The sequence below is a fragment of the Brevibacillus sp. LEMMJ03 genome (assembly GCF_007197875.1).
Lineage (GTDB): Bacteria > Bacillota > Bacilli > Brevibacillales > Brevibacillaceae > Brevibacillus > Brevibacillus thermoruber.
Genome location: NZ_VKJN01000023.1, coordinates 1 through 15,049, shown reverse-complemented (window position 1 = coordinate 15,049; position 15,049 = coordinate 1). Strand labels below are relative to the sequence as shown.

The window sequence follows — 15,049 nt, the reverse complement described above, 5'->3', positions numbered from 1 at the left end:
TTTTCACTCTTTCCCTATCAAATCCTTAATTGCAACACCCAACTCCTTGGCTATTCGCGCCAAAAATTTTGTTGATGCCGGATAGTAACCACTCTCAACCTGTCCGAGATAGCTCCGATGCACTCCGGCGCGTTTTGCAAGCTGCCGGATGGACAGCCCCGCCTTTTCCCTATAGAACCGGATGCGGTTCATCGTGATCCCTTCTCCTCAAAGTCTCTCTGACATTTTCCCAATCAGCCCACGTACCGCGCTTTTGTACTTCTCATAGGCATCGCCTTCCCACATGTAATGTCTTGTTAAGTCACAAATTCGCAATCCTTCTTGCTAACCCATCCGTAAGGCCAGCCAGCTTGTTCGATTGTTGTTCTAACAATGAGGTTTTCTCTGTTTCTACTGCACTCGCTTTGCACGATAAATTCTTGTCCGATTTTATCGGCGTACCAATTCTGAGGATGATCGCAGGAGGTAATCCGAATTTTCCTTCCGCGAAGTGCGTCACCCATGACTTTCACCTCACTTATCACATCGTGTGTTGTGTTAAGTCAGCCGGCCTGCAGCAGTTCCGGGTGCTCGTAGATGTTGCCGATGACTTCAAGCTCGTCCGCCATTCCGTCCAACCTGGTGACAATCGGGTATCCGATCCATCCGTCAATCGTTCTATCAAGCTCAAACCCAGATCGTTTCCATACAATCGGTGCTGTAAAAGCATCCTGGTTTTCAACCAACCGTGGCCTTACCCTTACGAAGTCCCCCTCATAAATCTCCTTGCCGTTCTTGTCGCGGAGGCCGGTGAATTGCCCTACACTCTCAGGAGATACTTCGTGCATGATTATCAGCTTTCCGATATGACCATTGACCGATACAGAATTTGAGTGCGGAGCGATATATATCTTTCCGTTCTTCTGGAGCAGATCGCCAAATACCCATTCCCCATTTAATTCACCATCTGCAATACATTTGCCCCGAAACTTGATTTCACGTCCTGCTTGCATCCTTTTTCCTCCTCTTTCTCAAAATAGCGTCTACTCCCCATTTTCCCATGGTGTAAAACCCGATCATGCAGAGGAGAAGAACCACCGGTACGCCCCAACCAACTACTGTCATCTTCATCACTCGTTCATCTCCTCATCACACGTAATGGTTTGTTAAATCACTTCTTTTGCCCACGAAGCAAACGCCTGGAGTGTTATGATTCCCTCTCGTCCTTTTACATCTCGCGTGCCTTCAAGGCAAAGGTATCGAACGTTCCATCCTTCGCTTTCACCCAATGGTGCACGGCCATATACTATCTCCAGCACCTTCCGAACTGTACGATAACGGCTACCAACTGGATGGCCATTTGAATACGACTTGCCGATTTCGATTTCATTCTTTTTCAATGCACGTCCCTCCCTGGGTATCGTTCTTTCCTCCCTTACCGTATTGAAGTTTTTCCGACATTTTCTCGATCAGCCCGCGCACCGCACCTTTGAACTTTTCATGTGTTTCTGGATCTGCATCCTGGATCTCCGCCAGCGTGGCCAGCAGATCCCGAAAACCGGCAACAAGGCCGTCAAACTGGACTTTAAACCTGATTGCGGTTTCGTTGCCCGGTTGTGCCACCTTCTTTCGTAGCTCGGCCAGCTCCCTTTCGACTTCTTCCGGAATCTTCTCTACTACCGCGGGCACGTCGATCGGTTTTGCCCGCAGCTCCTTCTCCAACTGCTTCACCTTGACTTGTGCCTCGGCCAATGCCTCCTGCAGCTTCTGTGCTTCCTCTGCGTTGCCGGCGATCTTTGCATCAGCCAGCTCTGTCTGAAGCTGCGCGACACGCTTCTCCAGCGCTTCGCGCTCCTTGCGCTCTTTCTCCGCAGCCTCCTGGCTTTTCTTCAACTCTTTTTCAAGCCGTTTCTTCTCTTTGATCGTTTGCTGCAGCTCGCGCGCGGACATGTTTTCCACGTCATATTCCTGTACAAACTGCTCCCGTTCTTCCGCCGGAACCCCAAGCAGCGCTAGCGCTTTTGTGTAACTCAAATTCTCAATCGCTTGGAAATTTGAGCCGTATTCGTCCGCGATCCGCATGAAGTTGTTGGCGGTGGACTGGCTATAGTGGACATTCGCCTCCAGCCACGCCCCCCATTCACCGTGAGGGACGAGTGCCTTGACTTCGTTCAGCCGCTTGCCGATCTCAATTGCGCTGCGCAGAACAATTTCCCGGGTCTGTGTGTCAATGCTGCGGATCTCGGCCGCAATGACCTGTGGCGTTCTCGTCGTTAATTCACTCATACCGCTACCCCCTGCAGCTCTGTGATTCTATTCCTGCCCTTCTTTTTCATGAGCTTCTCTGCCTTGAACGCATCGATAAACGCCTGCACCTCTGGCGTAGGTAAGCAGTTTCGATAGCCGTACGCCTGCGTGATTTTGTTACCAACCACTTCAACCGTGTAGAATGGTTTGTCCGGTTCATCTGATCGACGGATGAAAAACAGGTCGGATTGTCCCTCAGCGTACCTTTTTGCGTATTGGCCAACACAATGCTGCAGCGCCTTGCCTTCCAGGAACAGTTCGGAGCTGTCCTTTGCCGGCCGAATGAAGAGTCCATCTTTCTCGAACGTATATTTCTCCAGCTTGGGCAGCCGCTTTGCGATCAATGCGTTTAGCGCTTCGTCCCTTTTGATCTTAATTTTTGCGGTTGTTTTCAGGTGCGCAGCGTGCAGGTTGTTCGGGAACAGCACATGTTCCTGCGAGAGATCCATCCCGAGCTCCTGACACTCTTTCAAGTAGTCACGCCAGGTGGTAAGTATCTGCCCAGCAGTGCTGTAATGCCTTTCTCCTCGTTCGAGTTGTTTCAGAAAATACCTTACGACGCGTTCAAAGGTGCCATACTGGAGCAGGGGTTTCAGCATATCCGTGTAGTATTTTGTCGTCAGGCCCCCCATCAGGTGTGCCTGCTTGAATGTCAACCGCAATCCCTTTCGTTTGAAAAAGTGGTAGCTGTGCAACGTGATCGGATTCACTGTGAGCCGTGCCGATCTCATCTCTTTGATCTCGGCCTTCGATAGCCGCAGCACCTTCTCCATTGTCTTTCCACGCCAGTTGATCGCGCCGTAGGTGTTGTATCCGCATAGCTTTGCATCAACGAAGCTTCTCAGGCCGAGCTTGGTCAGATATTCGACGCATGGATATTTTGCGGCCAGGTCGAAGAACTTGACGAGATCGGGCGACTGCTCGGTGTATTTGCCCCACGTGCTGTACTGAAAAGGTGTGCCCTTGACCGCCGCAATAACGCTTTCCAGTGCAAGGTAACAACGCACGCTTTTCATCGAGTGATCAAATTCGGAAAAGATCGACTTGGCCTCATACCATCGTTCGGCCCAGTAGTCGCGTCGCAGCATTCTGCTCTTGCCCGGTTCAAACAGATACATGGCGACTGTTTTGAACTCGGTTTCTATCTTGTAGTAGTCTCCACGATAGTCGCGCACTGCATAAATTCCGAGGGCGACTATCGCTTCCGGATTAACCGCAGACTTTTCGTACCAGACGAAATAGGCATTGTCGATCAAGCGTTTGCGGCTGATACCGCTTGCTTTGACGATGACCAGCGACTTACACTTCATGCACTGCCAGCTTTCTCCGTGGCGAAGGTAAGACGCCCCCAGACCAGTGAGATATTCCTGCCGGCAGTGGGTGCAGTAGCCATACTGTTCTTTCCCGATGCGCCGCACGAACAAATAGCGGCTTGAGAGGAAAACCGTGTTGATGGCAAAGTCAACAACCGCCTGACTAACCGTTTGCGGGAAGTGAGTGAAAAACTCCTGGTGATCATTGGCCTTTGACATGCCCCACGCCTCCCTCACAGAAAGTCATCCAGCTTGACGTCGAAATCAGGGGCGGCCGGCTTCGTTGGGGGCGCTGTAACGGTCGGTCGGGAGGCCGGCGCCGCCGGAGCAGCCCCCGAGTAAACCGGCCCCTCGATCCCGAAATACTTGAGCACGATAGCGAATCCTTCGGCATCGGTGAGGATCGCCATGCCTTTGTGCTGCTTCTTCCGCGCCTCGTTCCGCATGGCGTCCAGGCTTTTGCCGATTGTCTTGTCAGCGGCCACGATTTTCTCCGCGTCAGCCGGGTAGGCTTCCAGGTGGCGGAGCAGGAATTCTCCGACCACCTGGATGTACGGGTTGTTTTTGTTGCCATCCATTTCCGCTTTGATTTTGGCGATGGCCTCAGCTTGCATCGCGGTTCTCCTCCTCTTCAACGAATTCATACTCGTCGCATTCGATCTCTGCATGGTCAGGCGAGTCCATGTCTTCATCCACTGGACCGATCAGTTTGAGCCCCTTACGCTCCAAGAAGTAAATGAAATCGCTCATGAATTCCTCTCGTTGCGCAGCATCCAACACATTGTTCAGCTCGGCCTCTGTCATCTCATCGGGAATCTCTACTTTAACCTCGCGGCCATAGCTCAAAGTTTCTGTGACCTTCAGAATTACCTGTTTCATCCTGCCTCCACCTCCAGCTCGGCGATCAGCCGGTCGATATACCAGCGGGCTTTCCGAAGATCCTCAACGCCGCCCTTCCGCGACCACCGCCACAGGTATTCGATTGCGGCCCCGGTGCTGTATGCTTGTCCACCAGTCAGCCCGGTAGTCGCGGCGAAGATCGCATCGATGCACTCGATGCTATCTACCGAGCCGGAGCGCTTCTCAGCCTCGTATTGGGCCAAGCGCCCGACCGCGTCCTCCAGTCGGGCCTGCCAACGGCCGATTTCTTCATTTAGGCGATTGATTTCCTGGTCCCGTTCCAGAATACCGTTGGCAAAAGAATCGAGTTTCGCCTCCAGATCCTGAGTCGCCTGGCGCAACTGCTCGATTTCTTCATCCTTCATACGCAACAGGTCTTCCCAGTCGACCCCGGGGGCCGCCGCCTCATTTTCACCGGTCCCGTCTTGGTCCTTTTCAGTCGTCTTTGCTGGTTTTTTAACCGTCGGCATTATATCCAGTGCTCGTTCTTCGGCATCCTTTTCTTTCAGCCCCCACTCCGAAAGCAGAGCATAAAATTTCGTTGGGTTACTGGGGAAGTAATTGCGTTGTATATGAGTGCGGGACATGCCGTCCAAGCGAAGCTGCAGATACTTTTCTCGGGTCAGCATTGGGTAAATACCCTCCTTTTTCCATTTTTCAATTTCTTCGGGGCGTAATTTGTACGTGATTACCGGACCGTTGCCGGATGACTTCAACTCAACGTCCCGCTTTGGCACAGAGGTTCCAGCCCTTTTAACCTGATAATTGGCCACCTTTATCAGTCCTTCTGATAGTAGTCCGCTATAAACCCGGCAGCCTTTAGCGGCAATCCCGGCGCCCAACTGATCGGCACACCCATGATCGCCGTCACCGTATCCAGGTCGGCCAGGTCTGCCGGTACGTCCAGGACGACTTCATCGTGAATGTGCATAACCGATTGATATCCGGCCGTTGTGAGTCGGACCAGGCTCTCGGCCAGGCAATCCCGGGAGATAGCTTGGACCACATTCTCCACCAGCTTGCCCCCGTATGTCGGGATGACCTCCCACTTCCGGGTTTTCTGGTTCACTCCGTGATAGTGGAGGGCTTCCTTCCCCTTCTCGTTTTGGCTCAGGAACGGCCGGGCATAGAACAGTTTCCGTCCGCTCGGCAGCGTAATCGTGAGAAAATCCAGCCCGTTCGCAAGATCACCCTCCCGGGAGAGAATCAGCCCGCGTATTCCGACCGGCTGCCCGGTCCGCATCACTTCCAGAGCCGCATTTTCAAGGCTGTACCAAAGATCAACGATCCGCCGGTTTGCCGCCCGCCACCGCCGTACGATGTCAGGCAGCTCCTCTTCGGTCAGCCCTTGATCAATCGCCCCCATCGAGATGAGAGCTCCCGGTCCGCCGTTGTATCCGAGGGCCAATTCCGCGACTTTCCCTTTTTGTCGCAGCTCGTATTCCGGATTGCCTTTTCTGATCAACTCGATCGGCACTCCGAACATCTGCGACGCCGATGCCTCGTAGATTTTCCCGTGCGTGTTGAATACGTCCAGCCGCCACTGCTCCCCGGCAAGCCAGGCCAGTACGCGGGCCTCAATGGCGGAGAAGTCGGCCACCACCAGGACATGACCGGGAGAGGGGATGAACGCGGTTCGGATGAGCTGGGAGAGCGTATCCGGGACGTTACCGTAGATCAGTTTGAGCGCGTCCACGTTACGCTCTTTGACCAGTTCTCGCGCGTGTCCGAGAGTTTCCAGGTAGTTTCGCGGGAGATTTTGCACCTGCACCAGTCGGCCAGCCCATCTCCCGGTCCGGTTGGCACCGTAAAACTGGAGCAGCCCCCTTATTCGTCCGTCGTTGCATACGGCCTCACGCATGGCCTGATACTTCTTGACGCTCGTCTTAGAAAGCTCCTGGCGGATCTCCAGCACTCGCTTTGCCTTGCCCTCGTCGATCTTCTCAATCAGCTTTGATACCGTGCCCTTCTGTAGGTTGTCGACTTCCTCGCCGATCTCCTCCGTCAGCCAAGCAGTCAACTGCTTTACGCTTTTGGGATTCTCCAGCCCTGAGAGCTGTACAGCTTCCTCCATTAGCTCCGCAGTGACAGTCTCATCGATCTGCAAGGCCCCCTCAACGACATCCATGTCCACGGCCACACCGTGAGCGTTGATCCGCTGGTCCAGCTCCCACAGACGCTGCTCTTTCTCCGGGATTGGGAACGCCGCCAGTCGCCGTTCAATCTCCATTTCGGTGACAACGTCCTGTCGGCAGTATTCTTTGAATAGCTGCCACTTCTCCGGTTCGTGATGCGGCAGTGTTCGCGTGCGGAAGCCGTTTGATTTGGTTGGCTTGCACGGAACGCAGAACGTGCGAATCAGCGCGGCGCCAACGCTCATTTTTCGTTTGTCTTCCGGAAGCCCAAGAGCCACGGCCGTTGCCGCCAGGCCCGAGGTGTATCCGCAGTATAGTCCGTGGATCATCGTGCAGCGCCATTGTTCGATCGGCGAATAGAAAAGCTTGTTGAGGCAGTACCATTCAAACGAAGCGTTGTAGGCATGTTTGATGACTGAGGGATCGGCCAGTGCGTAAACGATCTCTGGCGGTATTTGCTCGCCCTGCGCCAGGTCGACAACCTGCACTGGACCGCCGTCCCAGGAGTAAGCAAACAAGAGGATTTGAAAATCGGGGGACTGCACGTATTTGTACAGTCCCGCTTTTTTGATGTCGATACTGCTGTATGTCTCAATGTCGATGCTGAGGTGTCGCATCATCCCAGCCCCATGATGCCGCCTTGCAACGGCTTACCGGTGATCGGGTCAAATTGAACAGGTTGTTGTGGTTGCTGCGGATATGCCGGTGGCTGCTGTCCGTAGCCCTGCTGCGGGTACGCGGGCGGCTGTTGCCCGTATGCCGGTTGCTGCGGCGGATAGGCTGGGGCAGCCGGCGGATATGCGGGCTGCTGCGGATACGCAGGGGTAGCCGGAGCTGTTGCCGATAAGCTCGCGAAGTCAGCAGCGGCAGACGTGCGGCCGCCAAGCGGTTCGCCGTCGGCTACTTTTTGTACGTTTCCGAGGCCGCAGCCGATGCCTTTCTTTCCGTTTGCGTTGTAAGCGAAGAACCGGATCGACACGTGAGCATACATGCCAGAGTACACTTCTGACTGATTGATGATCGGATTCAGGTTCAAATCTACGATTTCAGGTTTATCCTTGGACGACGCCGTCATAACCCAGTGGCCTTTGCATTCCTCACCGAACGGCATGCCGTCGCTCGGGCGCACACCGTCGCCGTCGTGGATCGGGAGATGGATTTGTGGGGGCCGCACCCCGTTCCAGCGAGAGGATACGCCGTCCTGGATGGCGGCATTAATAGCCGCATCAATTCGTTGCTTGGTTGCGATGTCGGACTTCGGGATGAGCAGCGTCACGCTGTATTTCGGTTCTGCTCCAGGTTGATTAGCATACGGTGTGAACAGGTGAACATAGCTCAGTCTCACTTTTCCGGTTACAACGCGTTTCGGGTCTTGGTTTGCCATGTGCATTTTCCTCCTTAGTCTTGCGGGTTAAAATCAGACCAGCTTGCAAAATCGTCAGCAGCGCTTGGTCGAGTGATCGCTTCTCGGTTGTCGCTGATCGGCGCGAGAGTCGGTTTACCGGGTTCCACTTTCACAAGGCCTGGTTCTTCTAGCAGCTTTCTGTACTCGGCTTTCCCGAGCACTTTCTCGATCGCAGGGACAGTTAACGGCTTGCGCTCGTACAAAACCGCTTCGTCGATGCCCGCCGCCTTGAGTGCCGCAAACGCAGCGTCCTGGTCGACATACTGCCTGGAGCCGCGCCCTTCGACGGCTTTCCAGCCCGGGATCTCGTTTCCTTTGAGGCATTCGGCCAGCGCATACTTCTCCAGATCGGATACCCACTTGGCAAGCCCGCGGGCCCGTTCGAGGATTTGGCCGACCTCTTCGTTGGAAATGAGAGGCGGTTTCATCCGTTTGAAATCTTCGAGCGGGTCGTAATATTCCTTCCGCGCCCGGCATGTCGCGCGCGCCCGGCAGAACCGGCAGTGATCGCCGGGGACAAACTCCCCTTCGCCGGCGAACGCTTTTTGCGCGATCGGCTTGATCGACTCACCCCAGGCCAGCAGCTCAGCGATTGAAATTTCATCCTCCGAAATGCTGTCCAGGCGCGGCTGGATGATTGCCATACGTACCCGTTCGATCGGGTACAGAAAGCTGTACTCGACATAGGCCCCCAACGCGTACAGTCGCATCTGCGGATTGCCTTCGGCCGACACTGGAACACCTTTGCCGTATTTAAGGTCACAAACGTGTAATGTGTTGCCGCCGATGATGATGCAGTCGCCAGTCCCAAAGCCTTCGGGCGCGTAAGCACTGTAATCGAGTCGCTTTTCGATCGCGATATACGGCGGCGCCGTGAAACCGTGGACGATGCCCTGCACATACTCCAGGTAGGTGTCCGTGTGCCGCAGCATTTCTTCTTGGAAAAGCGGATTCTCCTTGAATTTTTTCAGGCGGTTGTTAAATGCTCGGGGCCCCATCGGCTCGATGAAATGCTTTCGCAGCTTGAGCTCGGCGATCTCATGCGCCAGTCTTCCCTCATCGGCGTAAGTGCTTTGTGTTTCGGGAAACTGCTCTTCCAGTCGGGCACTCGGCGTGCAGTGCAGCCACTTGTGCGATCCGCTTGCAGACAGAAGAGCGTGTTCACGTTCCGCGTGTGACGTTGTCATGCGCTGCACCTCCGCTGCTCCAGCTGCTCCTGCAGAATGTTGATCTCGTTCCGGAGGCGGTCGACTTCCGCCTCCAGATTTCTATTTTCAACATTAACCCGAAGCAATTCCGCCTCCGCTGCCAGCGCACGCCGGATCGTATACGGCCAACCGGTGCGGGCCTCGGCGATGAATCGAGCGTCCTCCTCGGTACTGACGACGTCCGCTATGTGTGTGCTGTTAGCAGCAATCAAGTATCCATCCGAGTCTTGACGCCACGGCCCTGGCGTTGTCGCTTCGCAGATCGCCAAGTCGGCCTCCAGATCCCTCACAACAGTGTTCATCAGATCTTCGCCCCCATCGCCCGCAACCGGGTCGCAAACTCTCCGTACAGCTCTTTCGGCAGCGCGGTCAGGGCTGGTACACCGAATGAGGCGAGCAGTTGGACCAATTCCTCACGCCGGCCAGCATCCACCAGCTGCGTTGCCGCGACGGCCAACTGGTCCAGCGTGTAGGTCTGCACTGCGGTAGGTACGGCTGCAGGTGTCTGTGACGGCGCAGCTTGGGGAGCTGCAGAGACTGCTTGAGCAGGAGGAGCTACGGGCGGTGCAGCCGGTGCCGGCGCCGTGGGAACCGCTGGTACAGGTGAAGCCTGCGCAGGAGTTACAGGCACAGTCGCTTCTGCCGGAACCGGTGCTTGAACAGCCGTGTGTTCGGGTACCGGAGCTGTCAATACCGCCGGCGCGAATTCAACCACCTTTTTCTCCGACAGCCCGGTGATGGCTGCCGAGATGCCGTTGATCGCATTGATCAATTCGGGGGACGCTTGCAATGTGATCGTGATGTTCATGTTTACCCTCCTTGATTTTTCAAGCAGAAAGCGTTACGCTTGAGGTGAGAATTGATGTTTTGATTGAGACTCTGCGCTGCCACGCAGGGTCTTTTGCTTTTTAAGAGCAGGCAAAAATGTTTTTGGCCTCCTCCTCTAAGCATGTGAGGCAAATGAAAACCTCGCTTTGATCGAACGGAGTCCTGGTGAATCGCCTCCCTTCGTAAACAACAGCAACCGGTAAGGTAAGCAACATCTTATAGCGGTCTTCCTCACCGCAGGCGCAGCATACGCGCACTTACTTCACCCCCTTTCGTGGATCAGGAGGCCACCGCGCCCCAACCTCTGCGCGGCCGCTGCAGCTCCTCGGCTGCGCCGCTTGGCCTCGCTATGTAGTGGAGGTTCGCGACGGAAGCATCGACCTATGGGGACAACTGTGCTGCACAGTTTTTGTGATCGCTGCCTCCGAAGCGTGTCCTCCGGGGAGAGCCCATGGATAGCATTAAGATTTTTGGGTGGTCAATCGCACGTTGGCGTGTGCGAAAGCATGGGCCCTTCGCGCAGGACAAGCCTGCGTTACTCGCTATCAATTTCAGACAAATGATTTTCAATCATCAAAACGATCTTTACCAAGGCGTTTTCGGCATCTCCCCATTTGCTACGCTCCAATACGTTGTGAAGCAGGATACGATACCGCTCAACCTCCGCCTCCGCTGCCACCGCCCGATTGATCCAGTGGGGCAGGGCTGTGCGGGATTCGGCGATGAAGCGCATATTTCCCCTTGTGTATGTCGTCGCGATCACTTCTTCCGCGACGCCAGTAAACACCGAGATATACGGTTGAATGGCATGTTTTCCTTCCCATTTGCCCGGCGTCGCTGCCTCACACATCGCCAGATCAGCTGCGGCGTCACGTCTTTGTTCAGACATGTTGCAGATCCTCCTTGCTCCCCCGGCTCCAAGCCGGTATAATCGGAGTAAGTACATTCCCAAAAGCGTTTATTGGATGGCCGTCCTGCCCGACGGCCATTCTGCCTTTTTGGGCTTGATGGGCTTCTTCGATTTCCCGTTCGATTTCCTCGATCTGCGCCATGATCCACCAACTCCAGGTATCATCATCTTCGTACCAGCGTTTCATTTGCCGGTAGATCAGTTTCAGTTCTTCGATTCTCCGACGAGCTGCTTTGAAATCGTATCCCTTCACACCGCATCATCCTTTCTTAGTTTTTTTTGTTTTCCAGAAGCCGGTCGCTGTAGCCACGCCTCAAATCTCTTATGTTCCTACGTAAGAGCTTGCTGACATACGATTGAGTCAACCCGAAGCGTCTAGCAAGTTCCGGCTGCCCGTAACCGTTTAGGTACATCATGAGCATGCGATGCTCACGCGCGGGCAAGGTCTCCAGTAGAACTTTCAACACCACAGCAGTTTCAACCGATTCTTTGGAGGGGATTACTTCTTCCAGTGTGCAGTCATCAACTGTCCGATCAGAAAGGTAACACACCGGTGAGCCGTATCGTTTCTGTGCCCGTGATTTCCGAAAAAGTTTCCCGATTTTGGATTCGATGCATATGATGGCGAAAGTTGAGAAGCTCCCCTTCAAGGGATCGTAACGTCGCAAAGCCTCCCACAGCCCGAGGCTTCCCTCCTGAACGAGATCGTCATGATCAACGCCTGGCGGCAGCTTGTACCTACTTTCGAAGCGATATGCGACGAGATGGACCAGTTTCAGGTGAGGTCGCATTTGATCGCTTATGGTTTGGCAGTTCAACGGCTTCACCTCCCCTCGAACTGAGCCAGGATAGCGTCGCGCTCCTTGCGCAACTCCTCGATCCTGGACTTCAGTATTTCGACCTCAACACTAGACATGTAAAGGCGGTGCTCAGCCAGGTCGCGTGCCAATCTGATGTGTTCCTGGGTGATCTGCACGAGACGGTCACCGTGTTTGGAGTAAACCGTCAGCCAGATGGCCCGTTTACTGAAAGCGCTCATTGATTATCACCACCTTTCCGGAACCGGCCGGCAAATTCTTTCCAGGTCGCCAGCAGTTCCTGGCGCTTTTGGCTGATCCTGTCTTTGACGTCTTTGTCCGGTTCGATGAACATCGACAGACGCAGACTGCGATATACCAGGCCGAACCATCTGCCGGCATTCTGGAGCCCACTTGTGCGATACGTCTGTTCCAGCGAGTGAGCGAATTCCTTTTTTGTGAACACTTGATTGCCTCCTCTCAGGGCTTGTCCACCATAGCGGCTCCTAAGAGCCGCGCGCTTCTACCAATTTGAGTTGGCGTCCGGTTGCTATTTCAGCTAGGACCAACTTGCAGCGGTCAGGTAAATCGGTCTTAAATGGGTCAATCTCCACCTCCTTTCCATCGATGAGCATGTAGTGCGCGACGACTTTTATTTGCGGGCGTTTCCTTGGCCGCACTTTCATGCTTGCTCCCCCTCTCCATTTATTAGGTCTACATTTTATTGCTATGCCCACTACAGCAGTGGACGGCCCCGTGAAATTCAGGCTGTGTCCCGCCGTGTCTTTAAATGACACGCTACCTCACAAAAATTTTCGTAGTTTACCCCGAACAGCTTGCCTAACATGATGATCTCGTCGATATAAAACCGACTCTTCCCGCTTTCTTTCTTCGCGTAGCCATTTGTGGAGAGATTCAGCTTTTTTGCGACTTCTTCCTGTGTCATCCCTGCGTTGACGCGGGCTGCTTTGACCGTGATGTGCATCCTCTCACCGCCTTTCAGGTCGTGTCTTTTTATGACACAAGCGTACCACCACAAAAATTACGAGTCAACCCCTAAAAAGACACGAAAATGAATTTTTGTTGCATAACGTGTCTTTTTATGGGTATACTACAAACAAAAGTATGTGATATCAAGTAAGCGAGGGATAAAAGTGGATTCAAAACTGTTTTACCTAGCGGTCGGTAAAAACATAAAAAAGTACCGGGATGTAAGAAACTACAGCCTCCAAGTTCTCGCTGAAAAGGTAGGACTAACCAAGAAGACGATACAGAGATATGAAAACGGTGAGATTAAGATCGACATGAACCGTTTAGCCGATATTGCTGCTGCATTAGAGGTAGACATCTCTCGGTTGCTTGACGGAGCCGAAAAATTTCTCGGCATTGAGATGGAACAACTGGATGGCCTAACCTACTTGCCTGTCGTTGGTCGGATCAGCTGCGGGAACGGCTCCTTCGCGTTTGAAGATATCGAAGGTTATGAGCCCACTCCCAAGGAATGGATTGCCGGCGGCGAATACTTTTATCTCCGCGCAAAAGGTGACAGCATGATCAATGCTCGTATTTATGACGGAGACTTGTTATTGATCCGCAAGCAGCCAGAAGTCGAGAATGGGGAAATTGCTGCCGTGCTTATCGGTGATGAAGCGGTACTCAAGCGCGTGTATCGAAATGGAGATACTCTAGTCCTGCAATCAGAAAACCCGAAATACGCCCCCATTTTTGCTTCCCCAGCAGAGGTTAAGATCATCGGTAAACTGAAAATGAATGTCATTAAGTATTAGGAGGAAAGACCATGCGAATAGCAGCTTATATACGGGTGTCAACCGACGAACAAGCCGATAAAGGTAACTCTCTCCAAGAGCAACAAGAACGGCTAACGGCTTACTGTAAAGTGATGGGATGGACATCTCCGACTTTTTATGTCGACGACGGATATAGCGCCAAAAATCTGCAGCGACCTGCGATTCAACGCCTTCTGGATGACGTGAAAGCGAATAAAATTGATGTAGTACTCACTTCCAAACTGGACCGGTTTTGCCGCAACCTGCTGGATCTCCTTCAAACCGTAAACCTGCTTGAAGACCACAACTGCACATTTGTCTCCGCAACAGAGAGCTTCGACACCTCAACTGCAGTCGGCAAGATGGTTTTGCAGCTCCTCGGTGCGTTCGCAGAGTTTGAGCGAGAACGTATCAGCGAGCGCGTCAGAGACAATATGATGTCCCTAAAGAAAAACACAGGAAAGGCCATGACCAAACCGTGCTTTGGGTATGACGTGATCAATGGTCATTACGCCATCAATGAAAAAGAAGCCGAGTATGTACGGCTAATGTTCGATCTGGCCGAGCAAGGTAATGGCTACCGTATGATTGCGAAAATTCTCAACGAAAAAGGGGTAACTACAAAGCAAGGGAAGATGTGGGATCAGGTAAGCGTTAAGCGTTTACTAAACAACGAAACGCTCGCGGGCACCATGATCTATAACAAGCGTAAAAGCAAGAATAATAAGACCGTTTTACGCGATCCGTCTGAATGGCTCGTGAAGGAAAACAACCATCCAGCGATCATCCCTCTGGAGCGCTTTGAGAGAGTAAAAGCTATCATGCGTTCCAGGTCTTACGCCAACAAGCATGCTGACAGCGAAACATATCTCTTTACTGGTTTGCTCAAGTGCAAACATTGCGGGAGAAATATGAAGGGCAGTACGAGCAGGCACAAAACAAAGTACAACGAGTACACTTACTATCGATATGTCTGTTCCTCTTATGTCCTTGGGTATGGATGTAAATATCATGCAGCACACCGAGACGATCTGGAGCAGGTGATAATTGATCAGATCAAGGGATTGGCTTCAGGGTCAATAAAAGAGCTCGACTATGTTGTGGCTGCCTCACCAACCGCAGAAGACGAGATCAAGGATCTAAAGGCAAGATTGGCAAGGGTTGACAGGCGGATGCAAAAACAGATTGAAGCCTATGAAAACGACCTAATCTCCGCTCAAGACCTAAAGGCAGCACGTGAGCGCGTGGAAAACGAACGAAATGCACTGACTGAACAGATAAAAAAGCTTGAGTCTCAAAAAGGTGACATCAAAGCTTTACAGCAAACAGCAATCAATATGTTGCCCGACATAACAGGAGCAGACAGGGGCAAAGCCAAAGCTGCGTTGCGGCAACTGATTCACAGGATTGACATAGAGAACTCGGAGCTGGCGAGCATTATTTGGAAGTGCTAATTTGTGCCTCGAAGTATGATTGGTTC

At 53.1% G+C, this 15,049-nt stretch carries 23 protein-coding genes; 2 read left to right on the top strand and 21 right to left on the bottom strand.

Annotated features, from left to right (window positions below; translation table 11 throughout):
* Positions 1-3: 3 nt before the first annotated feature.
* From FOI68_RS20560 to FOI68_RS20465, 21 genes are all read right to left on the bottom strand, one after another.
* Positions 4-192, bottom strand: a complete 189-nt coding sequence (locus tag FOI68_RS20560; protein ID WP_143864148.1) for a helix-turn-helix domain-containing protein — start codon at positions 190-192, stop codon at positions 4-6.
* A gap of 350 nt (positions 193-542) precedes the next feature.
* Positions 543-992: a YopX family protein gene (locus FOI68_RS20555; RefSeq protein ID WP_143864147.1), complete on the bottom strand. Its 450-nt coding sequence runs from the start codon at positions 990-992 to the stop codon at positions 543-545.
* On the bottom strand, positions 976-1,113 hold the full coding sequence (locus FOI68_RS23630) for a hypothetical protein (protein ID WP_185973990.1): 138 nt from the start codon (positions 1,111-1,113) through the stop codon (positions 976-978). The genes FOI68_RS20555 and FOI68_RS23630 overlap by 17 nt, the downstream gene beginning before the upstream one ends.
* A 32-nt stretch (positions 1,114-1,145) precedes the next feature.
* Complete coding sequence (locus tag FOI68_RS20550) at positions 1,146-1,379, bottom strand: hypothetical protein (protein WP_143864146.1); 234 nt, start codon at positions 1,377-1,379, stop codon at positions 1,146-1,148.
* Positions 1,366-2,265, bottom strand: a complete 900-nt coding sequence (locus tag FOI68_RS20545) for a DUF3102 domain-containing protein (RefSeq protein ID WP_143864145.1) — start codon at positions 2,263-2,265, stop codon at positions 1,366-1,368. Before FOI68_RS20545 ends, FOI68_RS20550 begins: the two co-directional genes overlap by 14 nt.
* Positions 2,262-3,818 carry a PcfJ domain-containing protein gene (locus FOI68_RS20540; RefSeq protein WP_143864144.1) on the bottom strand — a complete coding sequence of 519 codons (1,557 nt, stop codon included), beginning with the start codon at positions 3,816-3,818 and terminating at the stop codon, positions 2,262-2,264. Before FOI68_RS20540 ends, FOI68_RS20545 begins: the two co-directional genes overlap by 4 nt.
* Before the next feature lie 14 nt (positions 3,819-3,832).
* The gene (locus FOI68_RS20535) at positions 3,833-4,213 is read right to left on the bottom strand and encodes a hypothetical protein (protein WP_143864143.1); all 381 of its coding nucleotides are present in this window, start codon (positions 4,211-4,213) and stop codon (positions 3,833-3,835) included.
* Positions 4,203-4,478: a hypothetical protein gene (locus FOI68_RS20530; RefSeq protein WP_143864142.1), complete on the bottom strand. Its 276-nt coding sequence runs from the start codon at positions 4,476-4,478 to the stop codon at positions 4,203-4,205. Before FOI68_RS20530 ends, FOI68_RS20535 begins: the two co-directional genes overlap by 11 nt.
* Positions 4,475-5,272 carry a DUF3310 domain-containing protein gene (locus FOI68_RS23805; RefSeq protein ID WP_221935130.1) on the bottom strand — a complete coding sequence of 266 codons (798 nt, stop codon included), beginning with the start codon at positions 5,270-5,272 and terminating at the stop codon, positions 4,475-4,477. Before FOI68_RS23805 ends, FOI68_RS20530 begins: the two co-directional genes overlap by 4 nt.
* Before the next feature lie 5 nt (positions 5,273-5,277).
* Positions 5,278-7,251 (bottom strand): DNA polymerase, encoded by a 1,974-nt coding sequence (locus FOI68_RS20520; RefSeq protein ID WP_143864173.1) that lies wholly within the window; start codon positions 7,249-7,251, stop codon positions 5,278-5,280.
* On the bottom strand, positions 7,251-8,018 hold the full coding sequence (locus tag FOI68_RS20515) for a DUF2815 family protein (RefSeq protein WP_143864141.1): 768 nt from the start codon (positions 8,016-8,018) through the stop codon (positions 7,251-7,253). Before FOI68_RS20515 ends, FOI68_RS20520 begins: the two co-directional genes overlap by 1 nt.
* Positions 8,019-8,032: 14 nt before the next feature.
* The gene (locus FOI68_RS20510; RefSeq protein WP_143864140.1) at positions 8,033-9,226 is read right to left on the bottom strand and encodes a DUF2800 domain-containing protein; all 1,194 of its coding nucleotides are present in this window, start codon (positions 9,224-9,226) and stop codon (positions 8,033-8,035) included.
* Complete coding sequence (locus tag FOI68_RS20505) at positions 9,223-9,549, bottom strand: hypothetical protein (RefSeq protein ID WP_143864139.1); 327 nt, start codon at positions 9,547-9,549, stop codon at positions 9,223-9,225. Before FOI68_RS20505 ends, FOI68_RS20510 begins: the two co-directional genes overlap by 4 nt.
* A complete protein-coding gene (locus FOI68_RS20500; protein WP_143864138.1) occupies positions 9,549-10,055 on the bottom strand; it encodes a hypothetical protein in 507 nt (168 codons plus the stop codon). Before FOI68_RS20500 ends, FOI68_RS20505 begins: the two co-directional genes overlap by 1 nt.
* Before the next feature lie 555 nt (positions 10,056-10,610).
* Entirely contained in the window at positions 10,611-10,964 is a 354-nt protein-coding gene (locus tag FOI68_RS20495; RefSeq protein WP_143864137.1) for a hypothetical protein, read from the bottom strand.
* Complete coding sequence (locus FOI68_RS20490) at positions 10,957-11,238, bottom strand: hypothetical protein (RefSeq protein ID WP_143864136.1); 282 nt, start codon at positions 11,236-11,238, stop codon at positions 10,957-10,959. Before FOI68_RS20490 ends, FOI68_RS20495 begins: the two co-directional genes overlap by 8 nt.
* A 16-nt stretch (positions 11,239-11,254) precedes the next feature.
* Positions 11,255-11,803: a sigma-70 family RNA polymerase sigma factor gene (locus FOI68_RS20485; RefSeq protein ID WP_143864135.1), complete on the bottom strand. Its 549-nt coding sequence runs from the start codon at positions 11,801-11,803 to the stop codon at positions 11,255-11,257.
* Between the two features lie 5 nt (positions 11,804-11,808).
* Entirely contained in the window at positions 11,809-12,024 is a 216-nt protein-coding gene (locus tag FOI68_RS20480; RefSeq protein ID WP_143864134.1) for a hypothetical protein, read from the bottom strand.
* Positions 12,021-12,248, bottom strand: coding sequence for a hypothetical protein (locus tag FOI68_RS20475; protein ID WP_143864133.1), 228 nt, complete (start codon positions 12,246-12,248; stop codon positions 12,021-12,023). Before FOI68_RS20475 ends, FOI68_RS20480 begins: the two co-directional genes overlap by 4 nt.
* A 40-nt stretch (positions 12,249-12,288) precedes the next feature.
* Positions 12,289-12,468: a hypothetical protein gene (locus tag FOI68_RS20470; protein WP_035295177.1), complete on the bottom strand. Its 180-nt coding sequence runs from the start codon at positions 12,466-12,468 to the stop codon at positions 12,289-12,291.
* Between the two features lie 77 nt (positions 12,469-12,545).
* Positions 12,546-12,767: a helix-turn-helix domain-containing protein gene (locus FOI68_RS20465; protein WP_035295179.1), complete on the bottom strand. Its 222-nt coding sequence runs from the start codon at positions 12,765-12,767 to the stop codon at positions 12,546-12,548.
* Between the two features lie 169 nt (positions 12,768-12,936).
* Between FOI68_RS20465 and FOI68_RS20460 the strand changes: the two genes are divergently transcribed.
* Both FOI68_RS20460 and FOI68_RS20455 read left to right on the top strand, forming a co-directional pair.
* Positions 12,937-13,569 (top strand): LexA family protein, encoded by a 633-nt coding sequence (locus FOI68_RS20460; RefSeq protein ID WP_231558624.1) that lies wholly within the window; start codon positions 12,937-12,939, stop codon positions 13,567-13,569.
* An 11-nt stretch (positions 13,570-13,580) separates the two neighbouring features.
* Complete coding sequence (locus FOI68_RS20455; protein WP_035295180.1) at positions 13,581-15,023, top strand: recombinase family protein; 1,443 nt, start codon at positions 13,581-13,583, stop codon at positions 15,021-15,023.
* Positions 15,024-15,049: the final 26 nt, after the last annotated feature.